Origin of the sequence: Streptomyces sp. NPDC006283, assembly GCF_040613325.1 — a bacterium.
Taxonomy (GTDB): Bacteria; Actinomycetota; Actinomycetes; order Streptomycetales; family Streptomycetaceae; genus Streptomyces.
The window spans coordinates 1-23,355 of sequence record NZ_JBEXRZ010000084.1; the positions used below are offsets into that span (position 1 = coordinate 1).

Annotated in this window: 26 protein-coding genes, 1 tRNA gene and 1 pseudogene; 13 read left to right on the plus strand and 15 right to left on the minus strand. The window is 70.7% G+C overall.

Annotation, left to right across the window (positions count from 1 at the left end):
- Positions 1-77: 77 nt before the first annotated feature.
- The 3 genes from ABZ070_RS18900 to zapE form a co-directional block, all read right to left on the minus strand.
- Positions 78-1,436: an alkaline phosphatase PhoX gene (locus ABZ070_RS18900; protein ID WP_356635213.1), complete on the minus strand. Its 1,359-nt coding sequence runs from the start codon at positions 1,434-1,436 to the stop codon at positions 78-80.
- A gap of 116 nt (positions 1,437-1,552) precedes the next feature.
- Complete coding sequence (locus ABZ070_RS18905) at positions 1,553-1,981, minus strand: OsmC family peroxiredoxin (protein ID WP_356635215.1); 429 nt, start codon at positions 1,979-1,981, stop codon at positions 1,553-1,555.
- A gap of 35 nt (positions 1,982-2,016) precedes the next feature.
- A complete protein-coding gene (gene zapE / locus ABZ070_RS18910; RefSeq protein WP_356635217.1) occupies positions 2,017-3,093 on the minus strand; it encodes a cell division protein ZapE in 1,077 nt (358 codons plus the stop codon).
- Positions 3,094-3,129: 36 nt separating this feature from the next.
- On the opposite strand from zapE, the gene ABZ070_RS18915 reads away from it, so the two are divergent.
- The 5 genes from ABZ070_RS18915 (at position 3,130) to ABZ070_RS18935 (ending at position 7,409) form a co-directional block, all read left to right on the plus strand.
- The gene (locus ABZ070_RS18915; protein ID WP_356635218.1) at positions 3,130-3,969 is read left to right on the plus strand and encodes a pyrimidine reductase family protein; all 840 of its coding nucleotides are present in this window, start codon (positions 3,130-3,132) and stop codon (positions 3,967-3,969) included.
- A gap of 175 nt (positions 3,970-4,144) precedes the next feature.
- Positions 4,145-4,615, plus strand: coding sequence for an indole-3-glycerol phosphate synthase (locus ABZ070_RS18920; protein WP_356635220.1), 471 nt, complete (start codon positions 4,145-4,147; stop codon positions 4,613-4,615).
- 59 nt (positions 4,616-4,674) lie between these two features.
- Positions 4,675-6,069, plus strand: coding sequence for a UDP-N-acetylmuramate--L-alanine ligase (gene murC, locus ABZ070_RS18925; protein ID WP_356635222.1), 1,395 nt, complete (start codon positions 4,675-4,677; stop codon positions 6,067-6,069).
- An 11-nt stretch (positions 6,070-6,080) separates the two neighbouring features.
- Entirely contained in the window at positions 6,081-6,494 is a 414-nt protein-coding gene (gene msrB, locus ABZ070_RS18930) for a peptide-methionine (R)-S-oxide reductase MsrB (protein WP_356635224.1), read from the plus strand.
- A 309-nt stretch (positions 6,495-6,803) separates the two neighbouring features.
- Entirely contained in the window at positions 6,804-7,409 is a 606-nt protein-coding gene (locus ABZ070_RS18935; RefSeq protein WP_356635226.1) for a hypothetical protein, read from the plus strand.
- A 33-nt stretch (positions 7,410-7,442) separates the two neighbouring features.
- On the opposite strand, the gene ABZ070_RS18940 is transcribed toward ABZ070_RS18935, so the two are convergent.
- Positions 7,443-7,514: transfer RNA gene (locus ABZ070_RS18940), tRNA-OTHER, on the minus strand.
- Positions 7,515-7,718: 204 nt separating this feature from the next.
- On the opposite strand from ABZ070_RS18940, the pseudogene ABZ070_RS18945 reads away from it, so the two are divergent.
- Positions 7,719-7,954: pseudogene (locus ABZ070_RS18945) on the plus strand (IS5/IS1182 family transposase); the annotation flags it as partial.
- Positions 7,955-8,010: 56 nt separating this feature from the next.
- The gene (locus tag ABZ070_RS18950; RefSeq protein WP_356635228.1) at positions 8,011-8,613 is read left to right on the plus strand and encodes a hypothetical protein; all 603 of its coding nucleotides are present in this window, start codon (positions 8,011-8,013) and stop codon (positions 8,611-8,613) included.
- A gap of 122 nt (positions 8,614-8,735) precedes the next feature.
- On the opposite strand, the gene ABZ070_RS18955 is transcribed toward ABZ070_RS18950, so the two are convergent.
- Complete coding sequence (locus tag ABZ070_RS18955) at positions 8,736-9,860, minus strand: NADAR family protein (protein ID WP_356635230.1); 1,125 nt, start codon at positions 9,858-9,860, stop codon at positions 8,736-8,738.
- 204 nt (positions 9,861-10,064) lie between these two features.
- Between ABZ070_RS18955 and ABZ070_RS18960 the strand changes: the two genes are divergently transcribed.
- Together ABZ070_RS18960 and ABZ070_RS18965 are read left to right on the plus strand one after the other, a co-directional pair.
- On the plus strand, positions 10,065-11,417 hold the full coding sequence (locus tag ABZ070_RS18960) for a lipase family protein (RefSeq protein WP_356635232.1): 1,353 nt from the start codon (positions 10,065-10,067) through the stop codon (positions 11,415-11,417).
- 18 nt (positions 11,418-11,435) lie between these two features.
- The gene (locus ABZ070_RS18965; protein WP_356635234.1) at positions 11,436-12,146 is read left to right on the plus strand and encodes a HutD family protein; all 711 of its coding nucleotides are present in this window, start codon (positions 11,436-11,438) and stop codon (positions 12,144-12,146) included.
- A 78-nt stretch (positions 12,147-12,224) separates the two neighbouring features.
- On the opposite strand, the gene ABZ070_RS18970 is transcribed toward ABZ070_RS18965, so the two are convergent.
- The 3 genes from ABZ070_RS18970 to ABZ070_RS18980 are packed head-to-tail and all read right to left on the minus strand — an operon-like array spanning position 12,225 to position 13,857.
- Positions 12,225-12,770, minus strand: coding sequence for a hypothetical protein (locus ABZ070_RS18970; RefSeq protein WP_356635236.1), 546 nt, complete (start codon positions 12,768-12,770; stop codon positions 12,225-12,227).
- Positions 12,767-13,024 carry a DUF397 domain-containing protein gene (locus ABZ070_RS18975; RefSeq protein ID WP_356635238.1) on the minus strand — a complete coding sequence of 86 codons (258 nt, stop codon included), beginning with the start codon at positions 13,022-13,024 and terminating at the stop codon, positions 12,767-12,769. The genes ABZ070_RS18970 and ABZ070_RS18975 overlap by 4 nt, the downstream gene beginning before the upstream one ends.
- Positions 13,021-13,857 (minus strand): helix-turn-helix transcriptional regulator, encoded by an 837-nt coding sequence (locus ABZ070_RS18980; protein WP_356635240.1) that lies wholly within the window; start codon positions 13,855-13,857, stop codon positions 13,021-13,023. The genes ABZ070_RS18975 and ABZ070_RS18980 overlap by 4 nt, the downstream gene beginning before the upstream one ends.
- Positions 13,858-14,020: 163 nt before the next feature.
- Here ABZ070_RS18980 and ABZ070_RS18985 point away from each other — a divergent pair, with 163 nt between their 5' ends.
- The 3 genes from ABZ070_RS18985 to ABZ070_RS18995 all read left to right on the plus strand — a co-directional run bounded on the left by ABZ070_RS18985 (position 14,021) and on the right by ABZ070_RS18995 (position 17,426).
- Positions 14,021-14,458, plus strand: a complete 438-nt coding sequence (locus tag ABZ070_RS18985) for an ATP-binding protein (protein WP_356635242.1) — start codon at positions 14,021-14,023, stop codon at positions 14,456-14,458.
- A 92-nt stretch (positions 14,459-14,550) separates the two neighbouring features.
- Positions 14,551-15,612 carry a MoxR family ATPase gene (locus ABZ070_RS18990; RefSeq protein WP_356635244.1) on the plus strand — a complete coding sequence of 354 codons (1,062 nt, stop codon included), beginning with the start codon at positions 14,551-14,553 and terminating at the stop codon, positions 15,610-15,612.
- Complete coding sequence (locus ABZ070_RS18995) at positions 15,609-17,426, plus strand: hypothetical protein (RefSeq protein WP_356635246.1); 1,818 nt, start codon at positions 15,609-15,611, stop codon at positions 17,424-17,426. Before ABZ070_RS18990 ends, ABZ070_RS18995 begins: the two co-directional genes overlap by 4 nt.
- A 28-nt stretch (positions 17,427-17,454) precedes the next feature.
- Here the strand turns inward: ABZ070_RS18995 and ABZ070_RS19000 are convergent, their stop codons facing one another.
- Positions 17,455-19,041, minus strand: a complete 1,587-nt coding sequence (locus ABZ070_RS19000; protein ID WP_356635248.1) for a substrate-binding domain-containing protein — start codon at positions 19,039-19,041, stop codon at positions 17,455-17,457.
- 358 nt (positions 19,042-19,399) lie between these two features.
- Here ABZ070_RS19000 and ABZ070_RS19005 point away from each other — a divergent pair, with 358 nt between their 5' ends.
- Complete coding sequence (locus ABZ070_RS19005; RefSeq protein WP_356635250.1) at positions 19,400-19,765, plus strand: hypothetical protein; 366 nt, start codon at positions 19,400-19,402, stop codon at positions 19,763-19,765.
- 7 nt (positions 19,766-19,772) lie between these two features.
- On the opposite strand, the gene ABZ070_RS19010 is transcribed toward ABZ070_RS19005, so the two are convergent.
- The 6 genes from ABZ070_RS19010 to ABZ070_RS19035 form a co-directional block, all read right to left on the minus strand.
- On the minus strand, positions 19,773-20,948 hold the full coding sequence (locus ABZ070_RS19010) for a GDSL-type esterase/lipase family protein (RefSeq protein ID WP_356635252.1): 1,176 nt from the start codon (positions 20,946-20,948) through the stop codon (positions 19,773-19,775).
- A gap of 62 nt (positions 20,949-21,010) precedes the next feature.
- Positions 21,011-21,415 (minus strand): gas vesicle protein K, encoded by a 405-nt coding sequence (locus ABZ070_RS19015; RefSeq protein WP_356635254.1) that lies wholly within the window; start codon positions 21,413-21,415, stop codon positions 21,011-21,013.
- Complete coding sequence (locus tag ABZ070_RS19020) at positions 21,405-21,662, minus strand: gas vesicle protein (RefSeq protein WP_356635256.1); 258 nt, start codon at positions 21,660-21,662, stop codon at positions 21,405-21,407. The genes ABZ070_RS19015 and ABZ070_RS19020 overlap by 11 nt, the downstream gene beginning before the upstream one ends.
- Positions 21,659-22,543 (minus strand): GvpL/GvpF family gas vesicle protein, encoded by an 885-nt coding sequence (locus ABZ070_RS19025; RefSeq protein WP_356635258.1) that lies wholly within the window; start codon positions 22,541-22,543, stop codon positions 21,659-21,661. Before ABZ070_RS19025 ends, ABZ070_RS19020 begins: the two co-directional genes overlap by 4 nt.
- Positions 22,533-23,015: a gas vesicle protein gene (locus tag ABZ070_RS19030; protein ID WP_356635275.1), complete on the minus strand. Its 483-nt coding sequence runs from the start codon at positions 23,013-23,015 to the stop codon at positions 22,533-22,535. The genes ABZ070_RS19025 and ABZ070_RS19030 overlap by 11 nt, the downstream gene beginning before the upstream one ends.
- A gap of 81 nt (positions 23,016-23,096) precedes the next feature.
- A complete protein-coding gene (locus tag ABZ070_RS19035; RefSeq protein ID WP_356635260.1) occupies positions 23,097-23,348 on the minus strand; it encodes a gas vesicle protein GvpG in 252 nt (83 codons plus the stop codon).
- Positions 23,349-23,355: the final 7 nt, after the last annotated feature.

The following is a 23,355-nucleotide window of genomic DNA, read 5'->3' on the forward strand; positions in this document are numbered from 1 at the left end:
GAAGGACTGGCGCACCGAGTTGGAGTCCGGCGGGAAGGGATTGCCGAGGTCCGTCCCGGGGCCGCGGCCGGGTCAGCTCAGTGCCAGCGTCCCGTGACCGCGAACGTGGTACCGGGCGTGTAGCAGTTCACGTACATGGTGTCGCCGTCCGGCGAGAACGTGACGCCCGCGAACTCGCCCCACTCCGGCGCCGTTTCCGTACCGATGTTCTGCGCGTTGCGCGCCATCGGGTACACATCGCCCCGCTTGGTCAGCCCGTACACGTGCTGTACGCCGCCGCCGTCCTCGCACACCATCAGTCCCCCGCTGGGCGCGAGGCAGATGTTGTCCGGCGACTCGCCCGGCAGCTGGATGTCCGTGTCGGGCCCGAAGACGATCACCAGCGTGAGCCTGCGCCGGTGCGGCTCGTACTTCCACACCTGCCCGAAGTGGTCACCCGCCGAGCCCTCGGAGCTGCGGGCGAAGCTGGAGACGAAGTACACGGACTTCCCGCCCCAGTAACAGCCCTCCAGCTTCTGGGCGTGCGTGATGCCCTTGGGGCCGAAGTCCTGCAGCCTGATGGGGGTTTCCTTCGCCTGGCTGTCCGGAACCGGCACCCATTCGATCCGGTCGAACGACGCGCCGATCTCCTGGATCTCCGACAGGTCCGCGACGCCCGGCACGCGCATGGCCTCCAGCGCACCTCCCGCGCGCAGCGAGCCCGTGCCGCCCAGGGGCTTGTCGGGCAGGAAACGGTAGAACAGTCCGAACGGCCGCTGGAACGCGTCCTCCGTTTCGTACACGATCCCGCTCCTGGGATCGATGGCGATGGCCTCGTGCTGGAAGCGGCCCATGGCCGTGAGCGGAACGGCTCCCGTGCGGTGGGGGTCCGCGCCGTCGACCTCGAAGATGAAGCCGTGGTCCTTGGTGTAGCCGTTGGTGCCGGCCTTGTCCTCGGTCTCCTCGCAGGTCAGCCAGGTGCCCCACGGGGAGGGGCCACCGGCGCAGTTGACCGCGGTGCCGGCGATGGCGACGTACTCGTCGAGGACGTTGTTGCGGCCGTCGAGCTCGAGAGCCGTGCAACCGCCCTTCGCCATCGGGTCGTAGGTCAGTCCCTCGACGGTCGGGACGCCGATCCTGCCGTTGTGCCGGTTCTCGTGGTTGCGGACCAGATGGACTCGGCCGCGGCGGCCGGCGAACGCGGCCATGCCGTCATGGTTGGTCGGGACGGGTCCTTCGCCCGAACGCAGCTGATCGCCCTCGCGGGAAAGGACCTTGTAGCGGAAGCCTCTGGGCAGATCGAGCAGGCCGTCCGGATCGGGGAACAGCGGGCCGTAGCCACCGTTCCCGCGGGCGGCCGCGGTGCCGGCGAAGAGCTCGGCGAACGCACCGCTGAAGGCGATCCCGGAGCCCACCGCGCCGGTACGGGCGAGAACTTGACGTCGTGTCGCAGACATGAGGCAACTCCAACTTCCTGCTGGGGGAGGACAGGAGAAGTGACCCGCACGTGTGTATCACGCAGATAACGCGACATGAAACCGTGCGGGCCACTGTGCCTCGAGATGCCTCTGTGCTAGGCGAGCGACGCGGTGAGGGTGATGTTCGTACCGGTAAGGGCCCGGCTGACCGGGCAGTTCGCCTTGGCGTCCTCGGCGGCCTTGGCGAACGCGGCCTCGTCCAGGCCGGGAACGTCGCCCTCGACGCTGAGGTGGATGCCGGTGATGCCCTCACCGGGCTGGAAGGTCACCTCGGCCTTGGTGTTCAGGCGGGCCGGTGGGGTGCCCGCGCCGGCGAGGGCGTGCGAGAACGCCATGTTGAAGCAGGCGGAGTGAGCGGCTGCGATGAGCTCCTCCGGGCTCGTGCGGCCACTCTCGGCGGGCTCGCTGCGAGCCGCCCAGGTGACCGGGTACTCGCCGACGCCGGAGGAGTCCAGGGTGACGACGCCCTTGCCCTCGAGGAGACTGCCTTCCCAGACGGTGTGAGCCTGGCGGGTGGTGGCCATGGTGGTTCCCTTCAGATCGGGTTACGCCCCCAAACCTACTGGGCCACCAAGGCCTTGGCGTCGCGCGCCAGCGCGGTGAGCCGGGAGATCGCCCGGAAATACTTCTTCCGGTAGCCCCCGTTCAGCATGTCGTCACTGAACAGCTGATCGAAGGGCAGCCCGGAGGCGAGCACCGGGACCTCCCTGTCGTACAGCCGGTCGGCGAGCACGACCAGCCGCAGCGCGGTCGACTGGTCGGGCACCGGCGTGACATCGGTGAGGCAGACCGCCCGGAGCTCGTCGGTCAGCGCCCCGTAACGGCTGGGGTGGACCTTCGCCAGGTGCTCCAGCAGGCTCGGGAAGTCGTCGAGCGAGGCGCCCCGGGTGGCGTACGCGGCCTTGGTGACCTGCTCGTCCGAATACGGGGGAGGGGCCTCGGGCAGGCCCCGGTGGCGATAGTCCTCGCCGTCGATCCGCAGCGGGCGGAAGTGCGCGGACAGGCCCTGGATCTCGCGGAGGAAGTCGGCGGCGGCGAACCGGCCCTCGCCCAGCTTGCCGGGCAGCGTGTTGGACGTCGCCGCCAGCGCGACGCCCGCCTCGACCAGCCTGCGCAGCAGTGTGGAGACGAGGACGGTGTCGCCCGGATCGTCCAGTTCGAATTCGTCGATGCACAGCAGCCGGTGCCCGCTCAGTGTCTGCACGGTCTGCTGGAAGCCGAGCGCGCCGACCAGGTTGGTCAGTTCGACGAAGGTGCCGAACGCCTTGAGTGAAGGTTCCGCGGGAGTGGCGTGCCACAGAGAGGCGAGCAGGTGGGTCTTGCCGACGCCGTAACCGCCGTCGAGGTAGACGCCGCGGGGCCCGGTGGGTGCTGTGTTCTTAGGGGTCCTCGCGAACCAGCGCCGCCGGCCGCTGCCGGTCGCGTGCGCACCGCCGAGGCCCTGGGCGAAGTCGCTCAGTACCTTGACGGCCTCGATCTGGCTGGGCTGGTCGGGATCGGGGACGTACGTGTCGAAGCGGACCGAGTCGAAGCGCGGCGGCGGCACCATCTCGGCGACCAGGCGGTCGGCGGGGACATGCGGCTCGCGGGCGCACAGCGACAGGGGAGCGGCTTCTGCTATCGGGCTGGTCGGCACAGTACTCAACTGTAAGCGCGTGCCAGACTGCACCGTATGCGACGCCTGTTCCCTGTGACCGACCAGACAGCGGCAGCCGACGACCGGGAGTGGTCGCTGGACGAGCTCGCCGTGGCCTACGCCTATCCGGAACACGGCCCCGCCGCCGGTGGCGAGGCGGGTGTGAAGGACGCTCCCACGCCCGGCGCTGCCGTGGCCCGGGGCGGTGGAGGCGGTGCCTGGCTGCGCGCCAACATGGTCTCCTCCCTCGACGGCGCGGCCCAGCACGACGGCCGCTCGCAGCCCATCTCCTCCGACGCCGACATGCGGATCTTCGGGACGCTGCGGGGCCTCGCCGATGCCGTGGTGGTGGGTGCGGAGACCGTACGGCTGGAGGGCTACCGACCCGCCCGCGCCCGGGAGGCCTTCGCCGAGCGCAGGGCCGCGGCAGGCCAGGGGCCGGCGCCGGCGATCGCCGTCGTGAGCGCCTCACTGCGGCTGGACTTCTCTCTCCCGCTGTTCACGGAGCCGCTGGTGCCGACGCTGGTGCTGACCGGAGCCGCCGCCTCACCGGACCGGATCCGGGACGCCGAGAAGGCCGGGGTGGAAGTCGTCGTCGCCGGTGACGGGCCCGGCGTGGAGCCCGCCAGGGCCGTGCGCGCGCTGGCGGAGCGGGGCCTGGTGCGGCTGCTGACCGAGGGAGGTCCGAGGATGCTGGGTCAATTCGCGGCGGCCGGGGTACTGGATGAGCTGTGTCTGACGGTGTCGCCGACGATGACGGTGGGGGATGCGCAGCGCATCGCGGGCGGACCGGGACTGCCCGACCCGGCACGGTTCGCCCTGGACTCGGTACTGGAGGAGGCGGGATTCCTGTTCACCCGGTACCGCCGCGTCTGACAATCGGCGGAATTTACCGTTCCGCTTGCCGTCCGCCGGGCACACTTACCTCGCAGACCCGGTGCGGGCAAGCGAAGGATGGTTTCCGCAGTACCACTGGGTCCCGCCGAGTACCGCAATGCCGCAGTCCCCGTAGTCCACGCAGTTCCGCCGTTTCCGCAGAAGGGCTCCTGACGTGTTCACAAGCGTACTGATGATCGAGAAGCCCCTGACCTCGGAGGACGTGGAGTTCGTCACCACTCTGCACGGGGACGAGGGTGTCTCGTTCGTGGTGCTGATGCAGCCGCGCGGCGACCAGGCCGACGTACTGCTGCGAGCCATCGACGACGTGGCGGTCGGCGAGCTGAAGGAAGCGGTCCGCGAGGCCGACGAGCCGGCGGGGGAGAAGGCCAAGGCCCCTGCCGAGCGGGCCCTTGAGCACTCACTGGCCGCCCTGCGGGCGGCGGGCTGCGAAGCCGTGGGTCACCTCGTGGAGGACCATCCGCTCGACAAGCTGAAGTCGGTCGTCGACGAGGCCGACGCCGACGAGGTGATCGTGCTCACCGAGCCGCACTACGTGGAGGAGTTCTTCCACCGAGACTGGGCCTCCAGAGCCCGTCACAAGGTCGGCGTGCCGGTGCTGAAGCTCTTCGCGCACAGCGAGTAGCGCCACAGGCAATAGGGTGGGCAGCTGCACGTACTCGTTCACCTTGGGGAGAGAAGCTCATGGCACCCGCCGTCCCTGGCGCGATGGAGCGCCCGCACTTCATCGGCATCGGCGGAGCCGGCATGTCGGGCATCGCGAAGATCCTCGCCCAGCGCGGCGCGAAGGTGACGGGCAGCGACGCCAAGGAGTCGCCGACCGCCGAGGCCCTGCGCGAGCTCGGCGTGACCGTCCACATCGGACACGCCGCCGAGCACCTGGCCTCCGACGCCGGCTGTGTCGTCGTCTCCAGTGCTATTCGCCCCGACAACCCGGAGCTGGCGCGCGCCGCCGAACTGTCCGTGCCGGTGGTGCACCGCTCGGACGCCCTCGCCTCCCTGATGACCGGCCTGCGCTCGATCGCCGTGGCCGGCACCCACGGCAAGACCACGACGACCTCGATGCTCGCCGTCGCCCTGACCGAGCTGGGCCTGGACCCGTCGTACGCGATCGGCGGCGACCTCGCGGGGCCCGGCACGAACGCGCGGCACGGAGAGGGTGACATCTTCGTCGCCGAGGCCGACGAGAGCGACCGCAGCTTCCAGAAGTACGACCCCGAGGTCGCGATCGTCCTCAACGTGGAACTGGACCACCACGCCAACTACGCGTCGATGGACGAGATCTACGAGTCCTTCGAGACCTTCGTCGGCAAGATCGTGCCCGGTGGCACGCTGGTGATCTCCGCGGACCAGCCCGGTGCGGTCGAGCTGACGTCCCGCGTCCGCGAGCAGTCGTCGCTCAAGGTCGTCACGTACGGCGCGTCGCAGACCGCCGACGTCCGCGTCCACAAGATCACCCCCCGGGGCCTGTCCAGCGAGGTCACGATCCTGCTGAACGGGAAGTTCCTGACCTTCACGGTCTCCGTCCCCGGCAGCCACTACGCGCACAACGCGGTGGCCGCGCTCGCCGCCGGCGTCGCCCTCGGCATCCCGGCGCACAACCTGGCCTCCGCGCTCGGCGCCTACACGGGCGTCAAGCGCCGCCTCCAGCTCAAGGGCGAGGCGGCGGGCGTCCAGGTCATCGACTCGTACGCGCACCACCCCACCGAGATGACCGCCGACCTCGAGGCCATGCGCGGCGCGGCATCCGAATCCCGTCTGCTGGTGGTCTTCCAGCCCCACCTGTTCTCCCGCACCCAGGAACTGGGCACGGAGATGGGCCAGGCGCTCGCCCTGGCCGACGCGTCGGTCGTCCTCGACATCTACCCGGCCCGCGAGGACCCGATCCCGGGCATCACCAGCGACCTGATCATCCGCGCCGCCCGTGCGGCCGGCGCGGAGGTCACGGCGGTCCACGAGAAGGAGGCCGTCCCGGAGGTGATCGCGGGAATGGCGAAGCCGGGTGATCTCGTTCTCACGATGGGCGCGGGCGACGTCACGGACCTCGGTCCGGCGATCCTGGCCCACCTGTCGAACTGAGGGAGCGCTTGATGTCGTACGAGGTCGAAAAGCCCGACGAGCAGTGGCGGGCGGAACTGACCCCCGCCGAGTACGCGGTCCTGCGCCAGGCCGGCACGGAGCCCGCGTTCGTGGGCGAATACACGGACACGAAGACGGTCGGCACCTATTCGTGCCGCGCCTGCGGGACCGAGCTGTTCCGCTCCGACACCAAGTTCGAGTCGCACTGTGGCTGGCCGTCGTTCTACGACCCCAAGGACACGGACGCCGTCGAACTGATCGCGGACACCTCTCACGGCATGGTCCGCACGGAGGTGCGGTGCGCACGGTGCGGCTCGCATCTGGGCCATGTCTTCGAGGGCGAGGGCTACCCCACGCCGACGGACCAGCGGTACTGCATCAACTCGATCTCGCTGCGGCTGGAGCCGGACTCCGACGAGGGCTGATCGGCGCGGCTGCCGTAGACGAACGCATCCCCAGAAAGGCCTTGAGCCCCGGAGACCGATGGTTTCCGGGGCCCTCTTGTGCCGTAAATGAGATGGGCTGGTTGGGTGCTCGGGAAGCCTATATGGCCCATCCACGTAGTGAGCGGTGTTGCGCAACGGTATGTCTACTTGCGCCCCAGGTTGTCGGATCCCGATGCCTGCGGTTCCCACACCTTGCCATCTCCGCTGCTGCGGTTCGGATCCCGTGTCCGACCCGCCCGGGAACGCAGTGGTAGGGGATGGCCGACAGCTCCTCAAGGAGACAACATCATGCAAAAATCCCGACGACGGCTGCTTTCGGCCGCGTTTCCGGCTGTGCTTGCGGCCGGGTTGTCGACCGCGCTCGTAGCGCCTGCCCACGCCGACACCGGGTCCTCGCTGACCATCGCGGAGTCCCACCAGCAAGCGTTCGTTGCGGGCGGGACGGGGACCTACTCCATCACCGTCGGCAACGCCGGGTCCGACGCGACCGACGGGACCACCACCAGGGTCACCGGTACCCTGCCCAAGGGCCTCACCGCACTCGCAGCCGGCGGAAGCGGCTGGAGCTGCACGACGGTACCCAGCCTGAATTGCACTCGCTCTGACACCCTGGGACCCGGGCAGGCGTACATGCCCATCACCCTGACCGTGGGTGTCTCGCCCTCCTTGGAAGGGAAGACCGTCGCCAGCAGTTTCAGCGTCGCCACGGGTGGCCCTGACTTCCAAGAGCAAAGCAGCATCAACATCAGCATCAGCATCAACAACCAGCAGCAGCAGGCCCAGCAGCAGGCCCAGACGGTCAACGTGAGTTGCGAGTGCGACGACAAGAAGAAGCGGGACCAAAAGAGAGCCGGCACTGAGGGGGCGGTTCGTGAGGTGACGGCCGCTTCTTAGCCTCCCCGTTCCACTTCGCGTGGCTTCGGGCGGCGGCAAGGGCAGGTTCGAACCTACGTCCACCCGGAAAGCGAGCCGGGCGCTCCTTCGCAGAGCTTCCTTACCGCCGCCCCGATTCTCGTCAGGCGCGAGGGTCCTGGGCAACTGCTTTTAGATCGGGAAGGCCGTCTCGACGACGGCCGAATGCTGACACATAGGCCCGCGTCCCTCCGGTCGGCACCGCGGCGATCGCCCTGACGCTGTTCGCCTTCCAGGCAGCGGGCCAAGGGCTGTCCCGTGACTACTGGTCACGGATGAGGTGATCTTGCTGTGGCTGGTGTGATCACGGCGTCGGAGCCGTCCTGGATGGCCCCGTTCACCGGGCTGAGCCTCGCGCCTTCGGCAGGCTGGTGACGGTTCTGCGGCGCGAGGGCGCGGACGCGGTTCCGCAAGGGCCGGCCAATCGACGCCGACACCCGCCTGGTCGTCGTGGTCGGCCGGTCATTCGCCGGGAACCGCAACGACTGCAAGGGTGGGAGGAGTCCGGCGCCAACGTCGCCGTCGGCGTCCGGCCCGCGGGCCGTCGGCACCGCACCCGGCGCACGCGTGCGAGGCTTCTTGCATGAACACTGAACCCAGCGCGTACGTAAGGCGGTTGCCCATCGGGGAGCGGATCCCTTTCCCGGCCGAGGGCATCCCGTTCTGGGAGGTCTTCCCCTACGAGGGCGACCTTCGGATCAAGGTCCTGGACGCGCCCGCGCTGCCCGAGCCCCCACGGCACGGCGAGGCCGGGCCGAAGGAGTGCGGGGCCTGCGGCAGCCCGGACAGCGAGTTCCTGTGGACGGACGACCACTGGCGGCTCAGTGCCGACCCGGAACCGGGCGCACTTCCCGCGACGGTGCTGCTCCAGCCGCGAGGCCACTACGACCTGCACGAACTGCCGCCGGAGCGCGCCGCCGAGCTCGGCGGGATGCTCCAGCGCGTGGAGCGCGCGATCACGTCGCTGGGTGGCATCGCCCGGGTCCACGTCAACAAGTGGGGTGACGGCGGCGCGCATCTGCACATGTTCCTGATCGCCAGGCCGGAGGGCATGATGCAGATGCGCGGTACCTGTCTGCCGCTCTGGGACGACGTGCTGCCGAAGGTCCCGAAGGATGTCTGGCAGGCCACGAACCGCCGCATCGCCGCGGCGATGGCGACGGACGGGGGCACCGCCCACGTGTGACCCCGTGGCGCGGCCGACGGGGTCCGTTCGGCACGGAACGTTTGTCGCGGGCATGAGGTGCTTCCGCGTCCGCGGCCGTGATGATCTGCCGTGCTCCACGATGCCTGCCCGACGGCGACACGCTAGCCGGGCAGCGGGACACCGGCCTGCCGGGCGTGGAATTCGGAGCGGACCAGCTCGAGCAGGCGGCCTGTCCAGTTGCGGCCCTGACCGGCGTCGTTGCCCCAGAAGCGCGAGTCGGAGTCGTCGTAGACCACGGTCGCGTCGCCGGTGGCGAGCAGGATCTCGGCCAGGTCGGGATGCTGGGCGTACTTGGCGCGGAGGAGGCCCGTCATGACGGCCGTGCGGGCCTGCTCCCAACCGGGGCGGCGCTCGGCCTCGGCGGCGATCCGCCGCGCCGCCGACGGAGTGTCGGCAGCCACGACGGCAGCGCGGGTGTCTTCGGCGGCGACCGACAGGGCCCAGTACGCATGGGTGACGGACGGGTAGGTGACACCGCCGACAACGAGGGGCGCCGGATAGTCGTTGCGCAGCCCCACCGTGCCCGGGTCGTCCGTCCGCTGCCGCACGTACGACTCGTAGAGATGGACGGCCGGGGCGAACGAGGTGGCGGGCCCGTCGGCCGGGGGACGGGGGGAACGCTTGGCGAACGACCGGGCGCGCTCCTCGAAGTAGGCGATCGCGTCGTCGTAGTCCTCCTGTGTGACCGGCTCGTCGGACCACCCCGTGAGTTCGCCGCCCGGGCCGGCGACCAGCGCCTGGAGCGGCCAGTCCTTGCTGTCCATGTCGCCGAGGGCGTAGTGGCGCCGTGTCTCGGGGATCGCGAGGTAGGCGGCGCGTGCGGCGGCCCGGTTCTCCTCGGTCCGGTCGGCGAGGAAGACGTCGACGGCGGCCAGGCAGCGGGCAGTCGAGTCGGGGCGGCCGTTCAACTGCTCGACCGTGTCCCGTACTTCGGCCAGCAGCAGCTCGGGCGTCAGCCAGGTGTGCGGCTCGGTGAACTTCCAGGCTGCCAGGCCGTGCGCGGACGCGCGTGCCCCCTCCGGCAACGACGTGGCCACCCAGCCACGTCGCAGCTTCTCCTCGAATTCGTCGAGGGTGACGAAGCCCCAGCAGTCGACGATCCCGTCCGCGAAGACGAACAGGTCGGTGAGGAAATACTGTCCGCCGTTGCGGATGAAGGCGGGCCGCCAAGTGCCGGGTATGCGGACGCCGTCCGCCGTGCGATGGGTGATCCGGTTGCCGATCATCCCGTCATTCTGCCGTCCGGGTACGACAGCGGCCGCTTGCCCGGTCGGTCGGCGGCTGCGCTTTTGGAAGCAAGTACCGTGCGCGCATCTTCCGTACGTGAGGGACCCGAAACTCTGGCGTCGTGTCTATGGGCACTGTAGTTAACTTCCGGTAACTTACCCCCGAGTAATGATACGTGACCCACTTCACGCACTGGGGGAGTCATGAACCGGAGAGCCGCCGGTCTGCTGGCCACCGCTGTTGTCACCACCCTCACCACCCTCACCGTCGGCACCGCGCCGGCAGCGACAGCCGCGCCCACCGCGGGCGCGCAGATGAACACCACGACCTCCGACCCGTTCTACCGCTACGACGGCAGCGAACCGCTGTCCTCGTACAGGCCGGGCGACGTACTGAAGAAGCGCACGCTGGACTACCACGTCATCGGGATCCCCACGCCGGTGAAGGCGATCCAGCTGCTCTACCGCTCGACCGACGCCCAGGGCCGGCCGTCGGCCAACGTGACCACCGTGGTCCGCAGCCACGTCGGCGACGGCAGCAAGGCCGTGTCGTACCAGTCGTTCTACGACTCCCTCGACCCCGAGCACGGCCCCTCCCGGGCCATCGCCGGTGACGTCTCCCTCGGCGGCATGATCGCCAACGTCGAGACCGTCGTCATGGCGCCGCTGCTGGCCAAGGGCTACGACCTCGTCATCCCCGACACCGAGGGCCAGACCGCCGAGTTCGCCGCCGGTCCGGCGTACGGGACGAACACGCTGGACTCGATCCGGGCGAGCATCCGCGCCGAGGGGAGCCGCCTGCACAGCGGTACGGAGTTCGGCCTGTTCGGCTACTCCGGCGGGGCCATCGCCACCAACTGGGCGGTCGCCCTGGCCCCGGCGTACGCGCCCGAGGTCAACGAGCAGCTGGTCGGCTTCGCCGAGGGAGGAGTGCTCGTCGCCCCGGCGCACAACCTGAAGTACGTCGACGCTTCCCTCGCGTGGAACGGCGTGATCCCGATGGCGGTCATCGGCGTCGCCCGCGCGTACGACATCGAACTCGAGCCCTACCTGAGCGAGAAGGGCCGCAAGGTCTTCGACGAGCTCGAGTACGCGTCGATCGCCGACGCGTTGGGCCGCTACCCGGGGATGACCTGGAAGGAGCTGGTGAAGCCGGGGTACGAGAACCCGAACGCCATCCCCGCCTTCACCGAGGCGGTCAACAAGGTCAACCTCGGCCAGGCCGCCACCCCGACCGTCCCCGGGTTCATCGGGCAGGGCGACGCGGGCTGGCTGGAGGGGACGTTCAACAGCCCGCCGGGCATCGGCACGGGCGACGGCGTCATGGTCGCCGGCGACGTGCGGGCGCTGGCCCGCCAGTACTGCGCCACGGGCAACGAGGCGATCAAGTATGAGCAGTACGAGCTGCTCAGCCATGTCGGCGCCATGCTGTACTGGACGCCGCGCGCGATGAACTGGCTGGACGACCGCTTCGAGGGCGAGACCGCACCGAGCAGCTGCGGCCGTATCCCGGCGGGCAACTCGCTGGAACCGGAGCAGCCGGCCGTCACGCGCTGACCGCTCCGCTACGCCGCCGTGCGGCCCCGCAAGTGCGCGGGGCCGCACTTTCGTGCCGAGCCCCTGGCGGTCCTGCCGGCGGACACCACCGCCGCGGTCGCCGCGCAGTATGATCCGCACCCGTACCGCAAGCAGGCAGGAAAGCAGGTCAAGGAGCCGCCAGTGCACCGCTTCGATGTCGAGACGCTGACGGCAGGCCGGTGGCGCAACGGCGGGGGCGCGACCAGGGAGGTCGTCTCACGGCCGGCGGGCACCGAGGAGTTCGGGTGGCGGGCGAGCGTCGCCGACATCGACCGGGACGGGCCGTTCTCCGCGTTCCCGGGCGTCGACCGGACGTTCACGCTGCTGGCGGGTGACGGCGTGCGACTGGCCTGCCCCGCGTTCGACCGGCTGCTGGCGCGCGTGGGTGAGCCGTTCGCGTTCTCCGGTGAACACGCGCCGGACGCCCAACTGCCGGCCGGCGCCTGCCGGGTGCTCAACATCATGGTGCGGCGCGGCCGCTGGACGGCCCACGTGCACCGGGTCGCCGACCCGGTCGAGTCGCCCCTCGGGCACGCCGGGGTGCTGTATGTGCTGCGCGGCCGCTGGCAGGCGGGCACCGACCGGCGTGTCCTGACGTCCGGTCAGGGCCTGTGGTGGGACTCGGCCGACAACGCGCCGACAGGCGCGGTCGGACCGCTCTCACCCGACGCCGCCGCCCTGTGGGCGGATGTCGCCCCGGTTAGGTGACCCGGGCCGGTCGACCCGGCGCCGTCGACCGGTCGCCGCTCCCCGCCGCGGCCGGACGGATCGCTGCGCCTCGTCGCGTCAGCCGCGCCACCGGGGAGCCGCGTCGTCCGGGATGGCCGGACTCGCGAAGTGGAAGGGGACCGAGAGATGAGCCGCCAGGGCTCTGCCGGCTCTGTCGGCGGCGGCTGCCGACGGGTGGAGCCTGCCGGGGCCCAGGTCGCCGAGGTACCGCTCGGCCGTGGACCAGTAAACGGTGGCCAGCGGATGGTCGGCGTCCGGCTCGGTCGCGACGGCCAGCAGCTCGACGAACCAGTCGTGGACGGTGTCGCCGTCCCAGACCGCCTCGACGGCCACGACGCGGCCGGGGGCGCCCGCCGCGCGGGCTGCCAGGGACTCCAGGTCGAGTGGGCAGTCCGGGGTGCGCGCGATGCGCTCGCCGTGGTGGGCGTAGCGCGCGTCGACGACGAGCTGGGCGTCGGCGAGGCCGAGACCACGGGCGCGGCCGGTCTCGAAGACGACGCGGACGGCCCGCATGAAGGCGTCCTGGAGCACATATCCGTCGACCTGGTCGCGTACGCCCGCCGGAAGCACCTCCCACCAGTCGGCGGCGGTCCTGTCCGTCACCGTGGGATGCCGGTGGCAAGGTGGACGAAGTCTGCCCAGGCGGACGGCGCGAGGGCGAGCTGCGGGCCGTCGGTGACCTTGGAGTCACGGACGTGGACGGTGGTCGGGCAGGCCGCGACCTCGACACAGGAGTCGCCGGAGCCGCCGCTGTAGCTGGACTTGTGCCAGGACAGGGCGACCTCGACGCAGTCGTCGCCGGAGCCGCTGCTGTAGCTGCTCTTGAACCAGGCCAGTTCGGTGGTGGTGCTGCTCATGCCGCTCCTCGCATCTGCCGCAGCAGGCCCAGGGAGTCCGGAAGGGTGAGAGCCTGCGATCGCATCCTGGCATACCGCATCTGGAGCATGCTGACCACTTTCCGGTCGGTGGTGAGCTGCCCGCTCTCCTGCCCCTCGCAGTAGGCCAGCCACCGGTTGTCCGGGGTTTCCAGCAGCTGCATGGGCCCGTCGAGCCCCGCGTGGCTCTCCCGCTCCAGGGGCATGATCTGCAGCTCGATGTTGCGGCGTTCCGCGAGGCGGATCAGATGGTCGATCAGCTCCCGCGTCGTCGCCCCGCCGTCCAGCCGCCTGCGCAGCAAGTGCTCCTCGACGATGAAGCTGTACGCGGTGTTCGGCCGCTCCGTCAGCAGCCGCTGCCGCTCCTTCCTGGCCGCCATCTGCGCCTCCACCTGCTCGTCCCCGAGCGGCGGCAACTGGTCCCGGAACAGCCGCAGCGCGTACGCCTTTGTCTGCAACAGGCCCGGCACCAACCGGCATTCGTACGTGTAGAGGCTGACCGCCTCGGCCTCCAGCTGCGCCCACTGCCGGAACCAGCTCGCCAGCCCCGGCTTCCGCGACAGGTGCCGGGCCGCGCCCTTGAGGGTGCCGAAGGCGTCGAGCACCTCCTCGGCCCGGTGCACGAAGTCCGGCGGCGGGAAGCGCCTGCCCTGCTCGATGGAGGCCACCGTGGGGAGCGAGTACCGCACCAGCGGCGCGAACTCCTCCTGCGTCAGCCGCGCCCGTTTGCGGAAGGCCTTGACGACCTCCCCGAAGGACTTCAGGCTCTCCGACACCTCGGGTTCTCCCCCCGATGTGCCCGCTGTCTCCGTCATCTGCGGTCCCTCCCGCGTGTCCCGGCGACCCTGTACAACCGCGCCAACCGGCCCATCGTCACGCTCGGTTACCCGTACTGTCCACACAACGCACCCGTACGCTTGCGGAGCGTACGGGTTCCCGATCTGGGGGCGCCTCGCCGGTGGCCGCCACGGTGGGCGCATGCAACCACCCATCGCACCCCAACAGGGCGGCACCGTCCGTGCGTTCGTCCAGCGCTTCAGCTCCACGGCGCTCGGCGCCCGGCTTGCCCGCCGCCTTGCTCTGCACCAGCTCCACGCCTGGGGCGTCCCGCACGGCTCGGACACCTCCGACACCGTCGCGCTGCTCGTGGCCGAGCTTGCCGCGAACGCCGTGACCCACGGACGGGTGCCCGGGCGGGACTTCGAGCTGCGGCTCGTCCGGACGCCGGACACACTCCGCATCGAGGTGTCCGACACGCGCGGCGAGCGCCGACCGCCGTCGCACGCCGCCGTGCCGCCCCCGCTCGCCGACAGCGGACGCGGGTTGCTGCTCGTCGAGGCGCTGGCGGACCGGTGGACGGTGCTCGACCGCGTACCGGTCGGGAAGACCGTGCGCGTGGAGGTGGACCTCAAGTGACGTCGGGCGGGCGAAAATCGGCTGCGGCGGGACGACAGGGCCGCCCACACTGGGCAGGCCCGATCTCCCGGACCCCGAAGGAACACTTCCGCGTGCAGGCCGCCGTCACCGTCACTCCCGCCCAGATTCCCGAACTGCTGCTCGGGCTCGCCACCGTGCGGCCCGTGTTTCTGTGGGGCGCGCCCGGGATCGGGAAGTCGTCGCTGGTGCGGAGGTTCGCCGAGTCGCTGGGGCTGGAGTGCGTCAGCCTGCTGGGGACGCAGCTCGCGCCGGAGGATTTGATCGGGGTGCCGCAGATCCGTGACGGGCGGTCCGTGTTCTGCCCGCCGGAGAGCATCGCCCGCGACGAGCCGTACTGCCTCTTCCTCGACGAGCTCAACGCCGCCACCCCCGATGTCCAGAAGGCCTTCTACTCGCTGATCCTGGACCGGCGGATCGGTTCGTACGAGCTGCCCGCCGGGTCGATCGTCATCGGGGCCGGCAACCGGGCCACGGACAACGCGCTGGCGCGCCCCATCGCGTCCGCGCTGGTCAACCGGCTCACCCATGTCCATCTGCGGGCGTCGGCGGAGGACTGGCTGGTGTGGGCGGGGGAGCACGGCATCCACCCGTGGGTGACGGACTACCTCACCGACCGTCCCGACCACCTGTGGTCGCAGCCGCCGAAGACGGAGGAGCCGTTCTCCACGCCGCGCTCCTGGCACATGCTCTCCGACGCGCTGCACTCCTTCGGGCCGACGCTGGACGAGGACACCCTCAAGGTCGTCGTGCACGGCACGCTCACGCCCGCGCACGCCGTCTCCTTCTGCGGCTACGCGAAGATCGTGCGCCACACCTTCGGTATCGAGGCCATCCTCAAGGGTGATGCGTCCTGGCCCGGCCGGCTCGAGGACCGGGACCTGCTGTACTACCTGGCTGAGGCCTTCAGGGGCCGGCTCATCAAGGAGCTGCCGCGGCAGAAGGAGCACGTCTCACCGTCGCTGCGCCAGATCGTCCACCGGTCCAAGTCGCTGCTCGTCCAGCTCGCCGAAATCTCCGTCGAGGTCGCCCAGACCGTCATCGCGGACGACGCCGACGGGCAGCCGGTGCTCCCCGCCTGGTTCCTGGTCGAGGCGGCGCGCGACATGCCCCGGCTGGTGGAGGCCCGGCGGTGAACACCGTGCAGGCGAAGGGGAAGAAGGGCAAGCCGGACCCGGCCACGGAGGCCTTCGCGGCAGGGCTCGCACTGGTCAAGCGGAACCCCGCCTTCGCCGCGGTCGAGGCCGACTTCTGCCGTCAGGCCAAGTGCGCCGCGACGCCGGCCGGGGGCCTCGCCGCCGTCGACTCCGACGGCGTCGTCCACGTCCACCCGACCAAACGGGCCGAGCCGGGGGACTGGGCCTGGACTCTCGCCCACAGCCTGCTGCACCTGGGCTTCGGCCATGTACCGGCATCCGAGGACAAGCGGCGTGAGCAGCCCGACCGGTTCGACCTCGCGGCCCGTTGCGCCGTCGTCAACCGCTTCCTGCTCACCTTCCCCGTGGGCAGCCCTCCCGCCCACCTCCCCGAGACGTATCCGGGAGGCGACGAGGAGCAGCTTGCCGCCCGCTGGCGCCGCGACGGCATCCCTGTCGCGTACGAGCAGTGCGGTACCGCGGGCGATCACCCCGACCAGGTGCTGACGACGTGGCACAAGGGGTGGAACGGCTACGTCCCCGACTGGGAGACCGCCTTCGCGCACGCCCTCACCCGCAGCATGTCGGCCGCCATGGACGTGGCGGGCGGCCGCCGGGACCGGGTCACCGGCGAATACGTTCCGCAGCGGCCCTGGGACCGGGCGCTGAACTGGTTCGTCTCCTCGTACCCGCTGCTCGGGGGGATCGCCGCCGGGCTGACCGTCGTTGCGGACGCCGAACTTGCCCGCGCGCAGGGCATCTCGATCGCCGCCGTGAGCTCGGCCGCCGGTGAGATCTACATCAATCCGCTGCGCACCTTCACCGACGAGGAGTGGCGTTTCATCCTCGCCCACGAGATGCTGCACGCCGCCCTGCGTCACGGCGAACGCTCGGGCGCCCGCGACCCGTTCCTCTTCAACGTCGCCGCGGACTACGTCGTGAACGACTGGCTGGTGCGGATGCGCGTGGGTGACATGCCGGAAGGGCTGTTGTACGACCCGGAGTTGAAGGACCTGTCCGTGGAGGAGGTGTACGACCGCATCGTCACGGACCAGCGCCGCCGGCGGCGGTTCGCGACCCTTCGGGGCAAGGGCGCGGGCGACATCGTGGGCGAGCCGCTGCCGCACGCGGCGGCCCGCCCGTACACCGACCTGGACGACTTCTACCGGCGCGGTCTGGTCCAGGGTTTCGAGCTGCACCAGTGCGGTGCGGAGCGCGGACTGCTGCCCGCGGGGCTGGTCCAGGAGATCCGGGCGCTCGCCCATCCGCCCGTGCCGTGGGACGCGAGACTCGCCCGCTGGTTCGACGAGTACGTGCCCCGGCCCGAGCCCGTACGCTCCTACGCGCGCCCGGCCCGCCGGCAGGCGTCCACACCGGACATCCCGCGCGCGGGACGGTACTTCCCTCCACAGGAGACGCCGCGCTGCACCTTCGGCGTCGTCCTCGACACCTCGGGTTCGATGAACAGCGCCCTGCTCGGCAAGGCCCTCGGAGCCATCGCCTCGTACGCGGAGGCCCGCGACGTACCGGCCGCGCGCGTCGTGTTCTGCGACGCGGCGGCGTACGACGCCGGCTATCTGCCGCCGGCGGAGATCGCCGGCCGGGTGCGGGTCCGGGGGCGGGGCGGGACCGAACTGCAGCCGGGGATCGATCTGTTGCGGCGGGCCGGTGACTTCCCGCCGACGGCCCCTGTCCTCGTCATCACCGACGGGTGGTGCGACGTCCTGCGCATCCGTCGCGAGCACGCCTTTCTGATTCCGCAGGGCGCGTCCCTGCCGTTCACCCCCCGCGGTCCGGTCTTCCGCCTGACGTGACCCTGATCGGGCCCGGCAGGGTGACCGGTCAGCTGGGGCGGCAGAGGAGCGGCTTCGCGAGTTCGGAGCACGGCCGGTGGCCCTGGGCGCGCAGAATGTCCTTGCCGACCTCGTTCGCCAGGTAGCGCAGGAAGCCGGCGGCGATCGAGCCGGCGGGCGGCTCCCCGTAGGTGTAGGCGTACTCCGTCTGCCAGTAGGGGTACGCGCCGTCCTCGGCGCCCTCGCGGCTCGCCGCGTAACCGTCGATCCGTACCGGACCCAGATCATCGCGCGTCAGCGTGGCGCCGACTTCGCTGTGACCCAGGGCGCCGGGGACCGAAGCGACCGTGCTGAGCAGCGTGCGGGTGTCGCCGACCTCGCAGCGGCCCGGCCCGCCGGGATCAAGCGCCGCGCAGTCGCCCTGGGTGACGGGCAGCAGCTCCTTGCCGTCGAGTACCTGGCCGACGAGCGTGGAGCGGGTGCCGGAGCCGGGGTTGCGGCTCACGAGCTGGATGGGCAGGTCGTTGCCGCCCACCTGCCGCCAGTTGGTGATCCTCCCGGCGTAGATGTCCCTGACCTGCCCAAGGGACAGGTCCTGCACGCCGGTGTCCTTGGCGGCGACCAGGGTGAACAGCGACAGCGCGACCGGCCTCGGCAGCAGCTGCGGCCGGCCGGCGCCCTTGGCCCCGTCGGTGAAGGCCAGCCGGTCCGGGAGTCCGGCGCCGTTCTTGTCCTTGGCCTCCCTGCCCGCCGCGGCCAGCGCATCGAGGCCGGCGACGCTGCCCTTGAACGAGTTGTCGCCGACGGGGATGTGCGCGTCGGGGCAGGTCTTCTCGTACTGGTCGGCGGCGTCGCGCAGGACCGAGGCGAAGGCGGTCGAGCCGGAGAGGTGGAGTGTGCCCGTCGCGCAATCGAGCGGCGCGGCGCGGACCTCGTCCCGGGTGAACGTCGTCAGCGACTGGGCGGCGGTGACGAGGACGAGCATCGCGATGAAGACCAGCACCGGCTTCGCGGCGAGGACGTGGCTGGCGGTCCGCTTGACCGACCCGCCGCGCACGCCGCCCTTGATGCCGGCGACGACGACCGGGTCGGGGAACGGTTCGCTCCGCGTGGCCTGGTCGCCGGCCTGCGCGCCGTCGAGGACCACGAGCACCTTGTAGTGGGTGCCCCGGTTCAAGGGCACCTTCGGGAGCGTGATGCCGCCTGCGGCCATCTCCAGACCCGGGGCGGCTTGCGGAGGGCCACCGTTCGGACTGCGTACGAAGGACTCGCGCAGGTAGTCGTGGCTCCACTCGGTCACGACCATGCCGACGACGCGGCGGCCGGGGAACTCCACCTTTATACCGACGTCACCGGAGCTCTGCGGCACGTAGTCGTCCGAGTCGATCAGCGTCCAGCCGCTGTTCTCGATGCGCAGCAGCACGAAGGACGGGGCGTTGAGCGGGGCGTGGTCGCGCTGCATCTGCCGCAGTACACCGGCGTGCGGCCCCTCCACCGCGTCGCGTGCCGTGGTGTCCATCTGGATGCGGTAGCCGAGCCTCTTGCGGCCGACGAGTGCGAACTCCCACATGGCCGCCGCCAACGGAACGGCCAGACCCAGGACCGCGATCAGTGACTCCCAGGGCAACCCGTCCATCGCCGACCCCCGACGCTCTCGATGCAGATGTGGCGCCCAAGCTACGAGCGCGCCGAGGCGCGCGCCACGCCCGTCAAAAGACTTACGGACACGTTCATCTGCCGGACGCCTGGGCTTCTCGGGGTTTGCCCGGGCCGACCGTCGCGCCGCCTCGAAACGCCGGTCCGGATCCGTCGGACGGCAGGGGGGAAAGGGTGGCCGTGTAACGCGTGACTTCCGTTCGGCGCAGTTCCCAATGCGGCGCGAAAATGCGACCGCGCACGGCCGTGGCCGACGGGTTCCATTTCTTCCGGGAGTCCCGTCGTCGCAGTTTTCACCGAAATGGCAGAGACGACCGAAGCGTCAGATTGGATTTCCCATGAGCAACCCGCAGCCCCTGCCAGAGAACCAGCGGTACGACGGCGGCCCCGTCGGCGGCCCCCAGCCCTACGGGCACGGCGGCGACGGCTCCGCGGTGCGGCGTGCGGCGCTCGTCATCCACACCGTCGCCGACGTCGCGGCGGTGTTCCTGGGCCTGTGGATCGTTCTGTACCTGCTCGAAGCCAATCAGGGGAACGTCTTCGTCGGGTTCGTGGAGGGCGTTGCGGACGCCCTCGCCTGGTGGTCACAGGACATTTTCACGATGGACACGGACGGGCTGCGCGTTCTCCTCAATTACGGTCTTCCCGCGGTGATCTATCTGCTGATCGGTCATGGTGTCGCCGCACGAGTGCGCCGCCTCTGAACAGAATTCACGAAGAATTCGCGCTGTGAAGAACGTGCGACCATTCGCGGTGCGACGAGAGGAAGTCGGCGAAACGTGCCCCCATTCGCAGATATGCCGCCGCGTTCGGGTGCAGACCGTCGTGCAGGTCCGCCGTCTCGTCCGGTCTCAGCAGCGTCCGGCCGTCAAGATGGCCGAGGGCGGGGTCGGACCGCTGCCGTTCCCGGACGAGGCGCGCGAGGTGGTCCCGTACGGCGGAGAGCGTGAGCGCACCGAGCGGGATGTCGCGCGGATCGCCCACGGCGCCGACCCGGCCGGTCGCCGGGTCGACGACGAGGGGGCCGGGACGGTCCTCCAGGGCCGGGCAGGGGACGGGCGAGACGATCAGCAGGGGTACGTCGGGGTGCTTCTCGCGGATCGTGTCGACGAAGCCGTGGACGGCGGGCCAGAACGTCCGCAGCCGCATCGCCGCGGCGCCGACGATGTTGACGCCGATCTCAAGACTGATGAAGTCGGCGGGCAGATCCCGGATGGTGCGTGCCACGCACGGGTCGAGCATGGCGTTGCCCGAGAGGCCCAGATTCGTCAGATGCAGGTCACGGGCCGTCGCCGCGACGGCAGGCCACGTCCCCGTGGGGCCCTCGGCTTCTACGCAGTGGCTGATGGACGACCCGTAGTGGACCCACCGCCGTTGTGAGACGACCTGCCGCGACGGCAGGACCGGCAGATCGCTCCGGAGGGAGACGAGATCGCAGACGGCGGTGTGCGGCAACCAGAGCTCGATCTCCTTCTCGCCCGGCGGAAGGCCCGGGAAACCGATCGCCTCCGCGTCCCCGGCCACGAGCGCCGCGACGCTCGTCGCCGTCGCGGGCGCCATCAGGTCTCCGCCGGTGAGGAACTCCCTGCGCGCGAGGCGGCCGTCGACGAGCAGATCGACGGCCGCGGGCGCCGGTTCGCCTCCGGTGCCCGGCGCACGGACGGCGTGCAGGGTCAGTTCCAGGTGGGTGGCCGCGGTCCGCAGGGCGAGCCGTACGCCGGCGGACAGCTGGACCTCCATCTCGAAGAAGGGATCGAGCACCTGGTCCCCGGCCCACGCGGGCAGCCGCAAGGGGCGCAGGCCCCGTTCGTTGCGCTGCAGGTCGGGTGCCCCCTCGACCGAGATCCGGGCGCTGGGAAAGCCGCTCTCGTGGCGGAGCGTGGTCATGGGGGCCGGCCTTTCGCAGTCCGAGTCGTCGGTACCACGTACCCGGCCGTTCGCCGCGGCAGTCAGTCGTCGGACGGCAGGAGCGTCCCCAGCGGGCCGAGATCGAGGTTCAGGTCCTTCATGTCCAGCCCGTACTGTTCGCACAGCCCTGCCATGCGGTCGTGCAGCAACAGGAGCGTGGACCCGAGCCGTTCCTCCTCGTCCTCCGTGAGATCGCCCTGGTCGACGCGGTGCAGCGCCTGGCGTTCCATGAGCTGGCGCAGCAGCTCGACGAGGGTGAGGACCAGTTTCATCAGATCGCGTTCGACCGTGTCCGGGTCGGTGCGGATCCTCCGGGCCGGGCTGTGCTGCTGCCGCTCCGAGGCGGGAAGGTCCTGCGGCGCCGCCGGGAGGAGACGGAAGGCGCGGGCGGCGGCGTCGGCCACCTCATCGAGCCGCTGCGGGACGCGCGGGGCGTCATCGGGCATCGGCGTCGCCTTCCTGGAGCGCCCGCGCCCACAGCGGCCGGGTCTCGGCGTCGACGGACACGATGAGGGCCCGCAGCGAGACGCGGACGAGGTCGATGTCGGCGATGGACAGCAGGACGTCACCGGTGATGACCACTCCGCCGCTGAGGAGGCGGTCCAGCAGGTCGATCAGGGCGACCTGCCGCTGGGGAAGGGGTTCCCGCCGGGGAAGCGGTTCCGCGGCACCGGGTACGGCGGGCTCCGTCATGGCCGCCCTCCGTCCTCCACATCGAGGTCCTCTTCCATGTCGTCGACGTCGACGTCGACGGTGTCGGCAGGGGCCGTGAAGGAGTAGGGCGCCCAGGGGCCGGTGATCTCGACACGTACGCCCGGTAGGTCGTCGGCGGCATGCGCCACTTCGGCGCGGAACGCGTCGGCCCGGTCCTCGGTCAGCAGATACGCGTCGTTCACGACGTTCTCGCCGTTGGAACCCGCGAGTTCGCCCTGCTGGACACGGTGACGTGCCCGGTCGGTGGCGTACGCCCGCCCGGCGGCCTCGATACGCTCCGCCGCCGTCCGCGCCGCCCGGTGGGCGTCGTCGCGGAGGTGCCGCTGATCGCGGCGCCGGCGGAGGTAGGCACGTCCGGGACTGAGACCGGTGTCGGAGGCGGCGGACGGCGCCGCGGGCTCCGGAGCTTCCTCGGGAGCCTCCACGTAGATCTTGACCCCCCACTCGACGTGCCCTTCCAGCCGGGTCAGAAGCCGGGCGAACTCGGCACGGTCGGCTTCCAGCGCCTCGCGGGCGCGATCATCGCCGAGGTACACGGTCGCGAGCCGCAGCGGCAGAACGGTCGTGGCGGTGCCCAGAGTCTCGATCACCGCGTTGTGGGCACGCGCGACCGCCTCCAGCCACTCCAGATCCTCCAGGTGCCGCCGCAGGGCCTGCTCGTCGAAGTCCAGCGCGCTCACGGAACTCGCCACGAAGGCGATGTCCCCGGCGTCGCCACCCGGCACGACCCGCACCGGCGCGCCTGCCACACCGACCAGCCCTGCCACGCACTTCCGCAGCACGCCGGTGTTGCGGGCGACGGCGTAGACGTACGTGACATACGCGTCGTCCGTGACGTACGCGCCTGCCTCAGCGGTCATCGGATTCCGTTCCTCCGCGCTTCCTGGCGCGAGGCGCCGCGGGCTTGGAGCGAGGCGCCGCACGTTTGCGGCGAGGTGCCGCAGGCGCCTCCTCGCCGGACTCCGTCAGCTCCTCGACGCTCCGTTCCTCACCGCGCCCGGTCACTTCCCCGCCCCTCCGCAGGGCCTCGATCTCCTCGCGCAGTCGGCGGTTCTCCGCGGCCAGCGACCGCTCCGGAGCGGCCCGCGACGACAGCGAGGGATCGTGTTCCCACCAGTCGATGCCCATCTCCTTCGCCTTGTCCACCGACGCCACCAGCAGCCGGAGTTTGATGGTCAACAGCTCGATGTCGAGCAGGTTGATCTGGATGTCGCCGGCGATCACGATGCCCTTGTCCAGTACCCGTTCCAGGATGTCGGCAAGGTTCGCGGACGAGCCCTGTGCGTACTGCGGCGCTGCTCGGGAGGTGTAGGGGCCGGTCCTGCCGGCCAGGGGTTCGGTCACGATCGGACCTCGCGTTTCCCGGTGCGTAAGGCGTACGGCGTCAGGCGCAGGGTGTACGGCGTGTCGGCGTCAGGGCCGTCCCTCCGACCGGTACGCCATGATCTCTTCCAGACGGTCCAGCAGTTCGTCCTCCCGCCGGTCGAACGTCTCCTCGTCGATCTCGCCCGCCTCGAGCTCCGCCTCGAGCTCCGCCAGGGCACGGTGGATCGGCGCGGGATCGTAGTACTCGTCCTCGGCCGCCTCCCGCACACGCTCCACGACCCACACGACGCCGCGCACCGGCGCGAGCGGGAGTGTGGCGATCTGTGTGAACAGGCCCATGGTGATC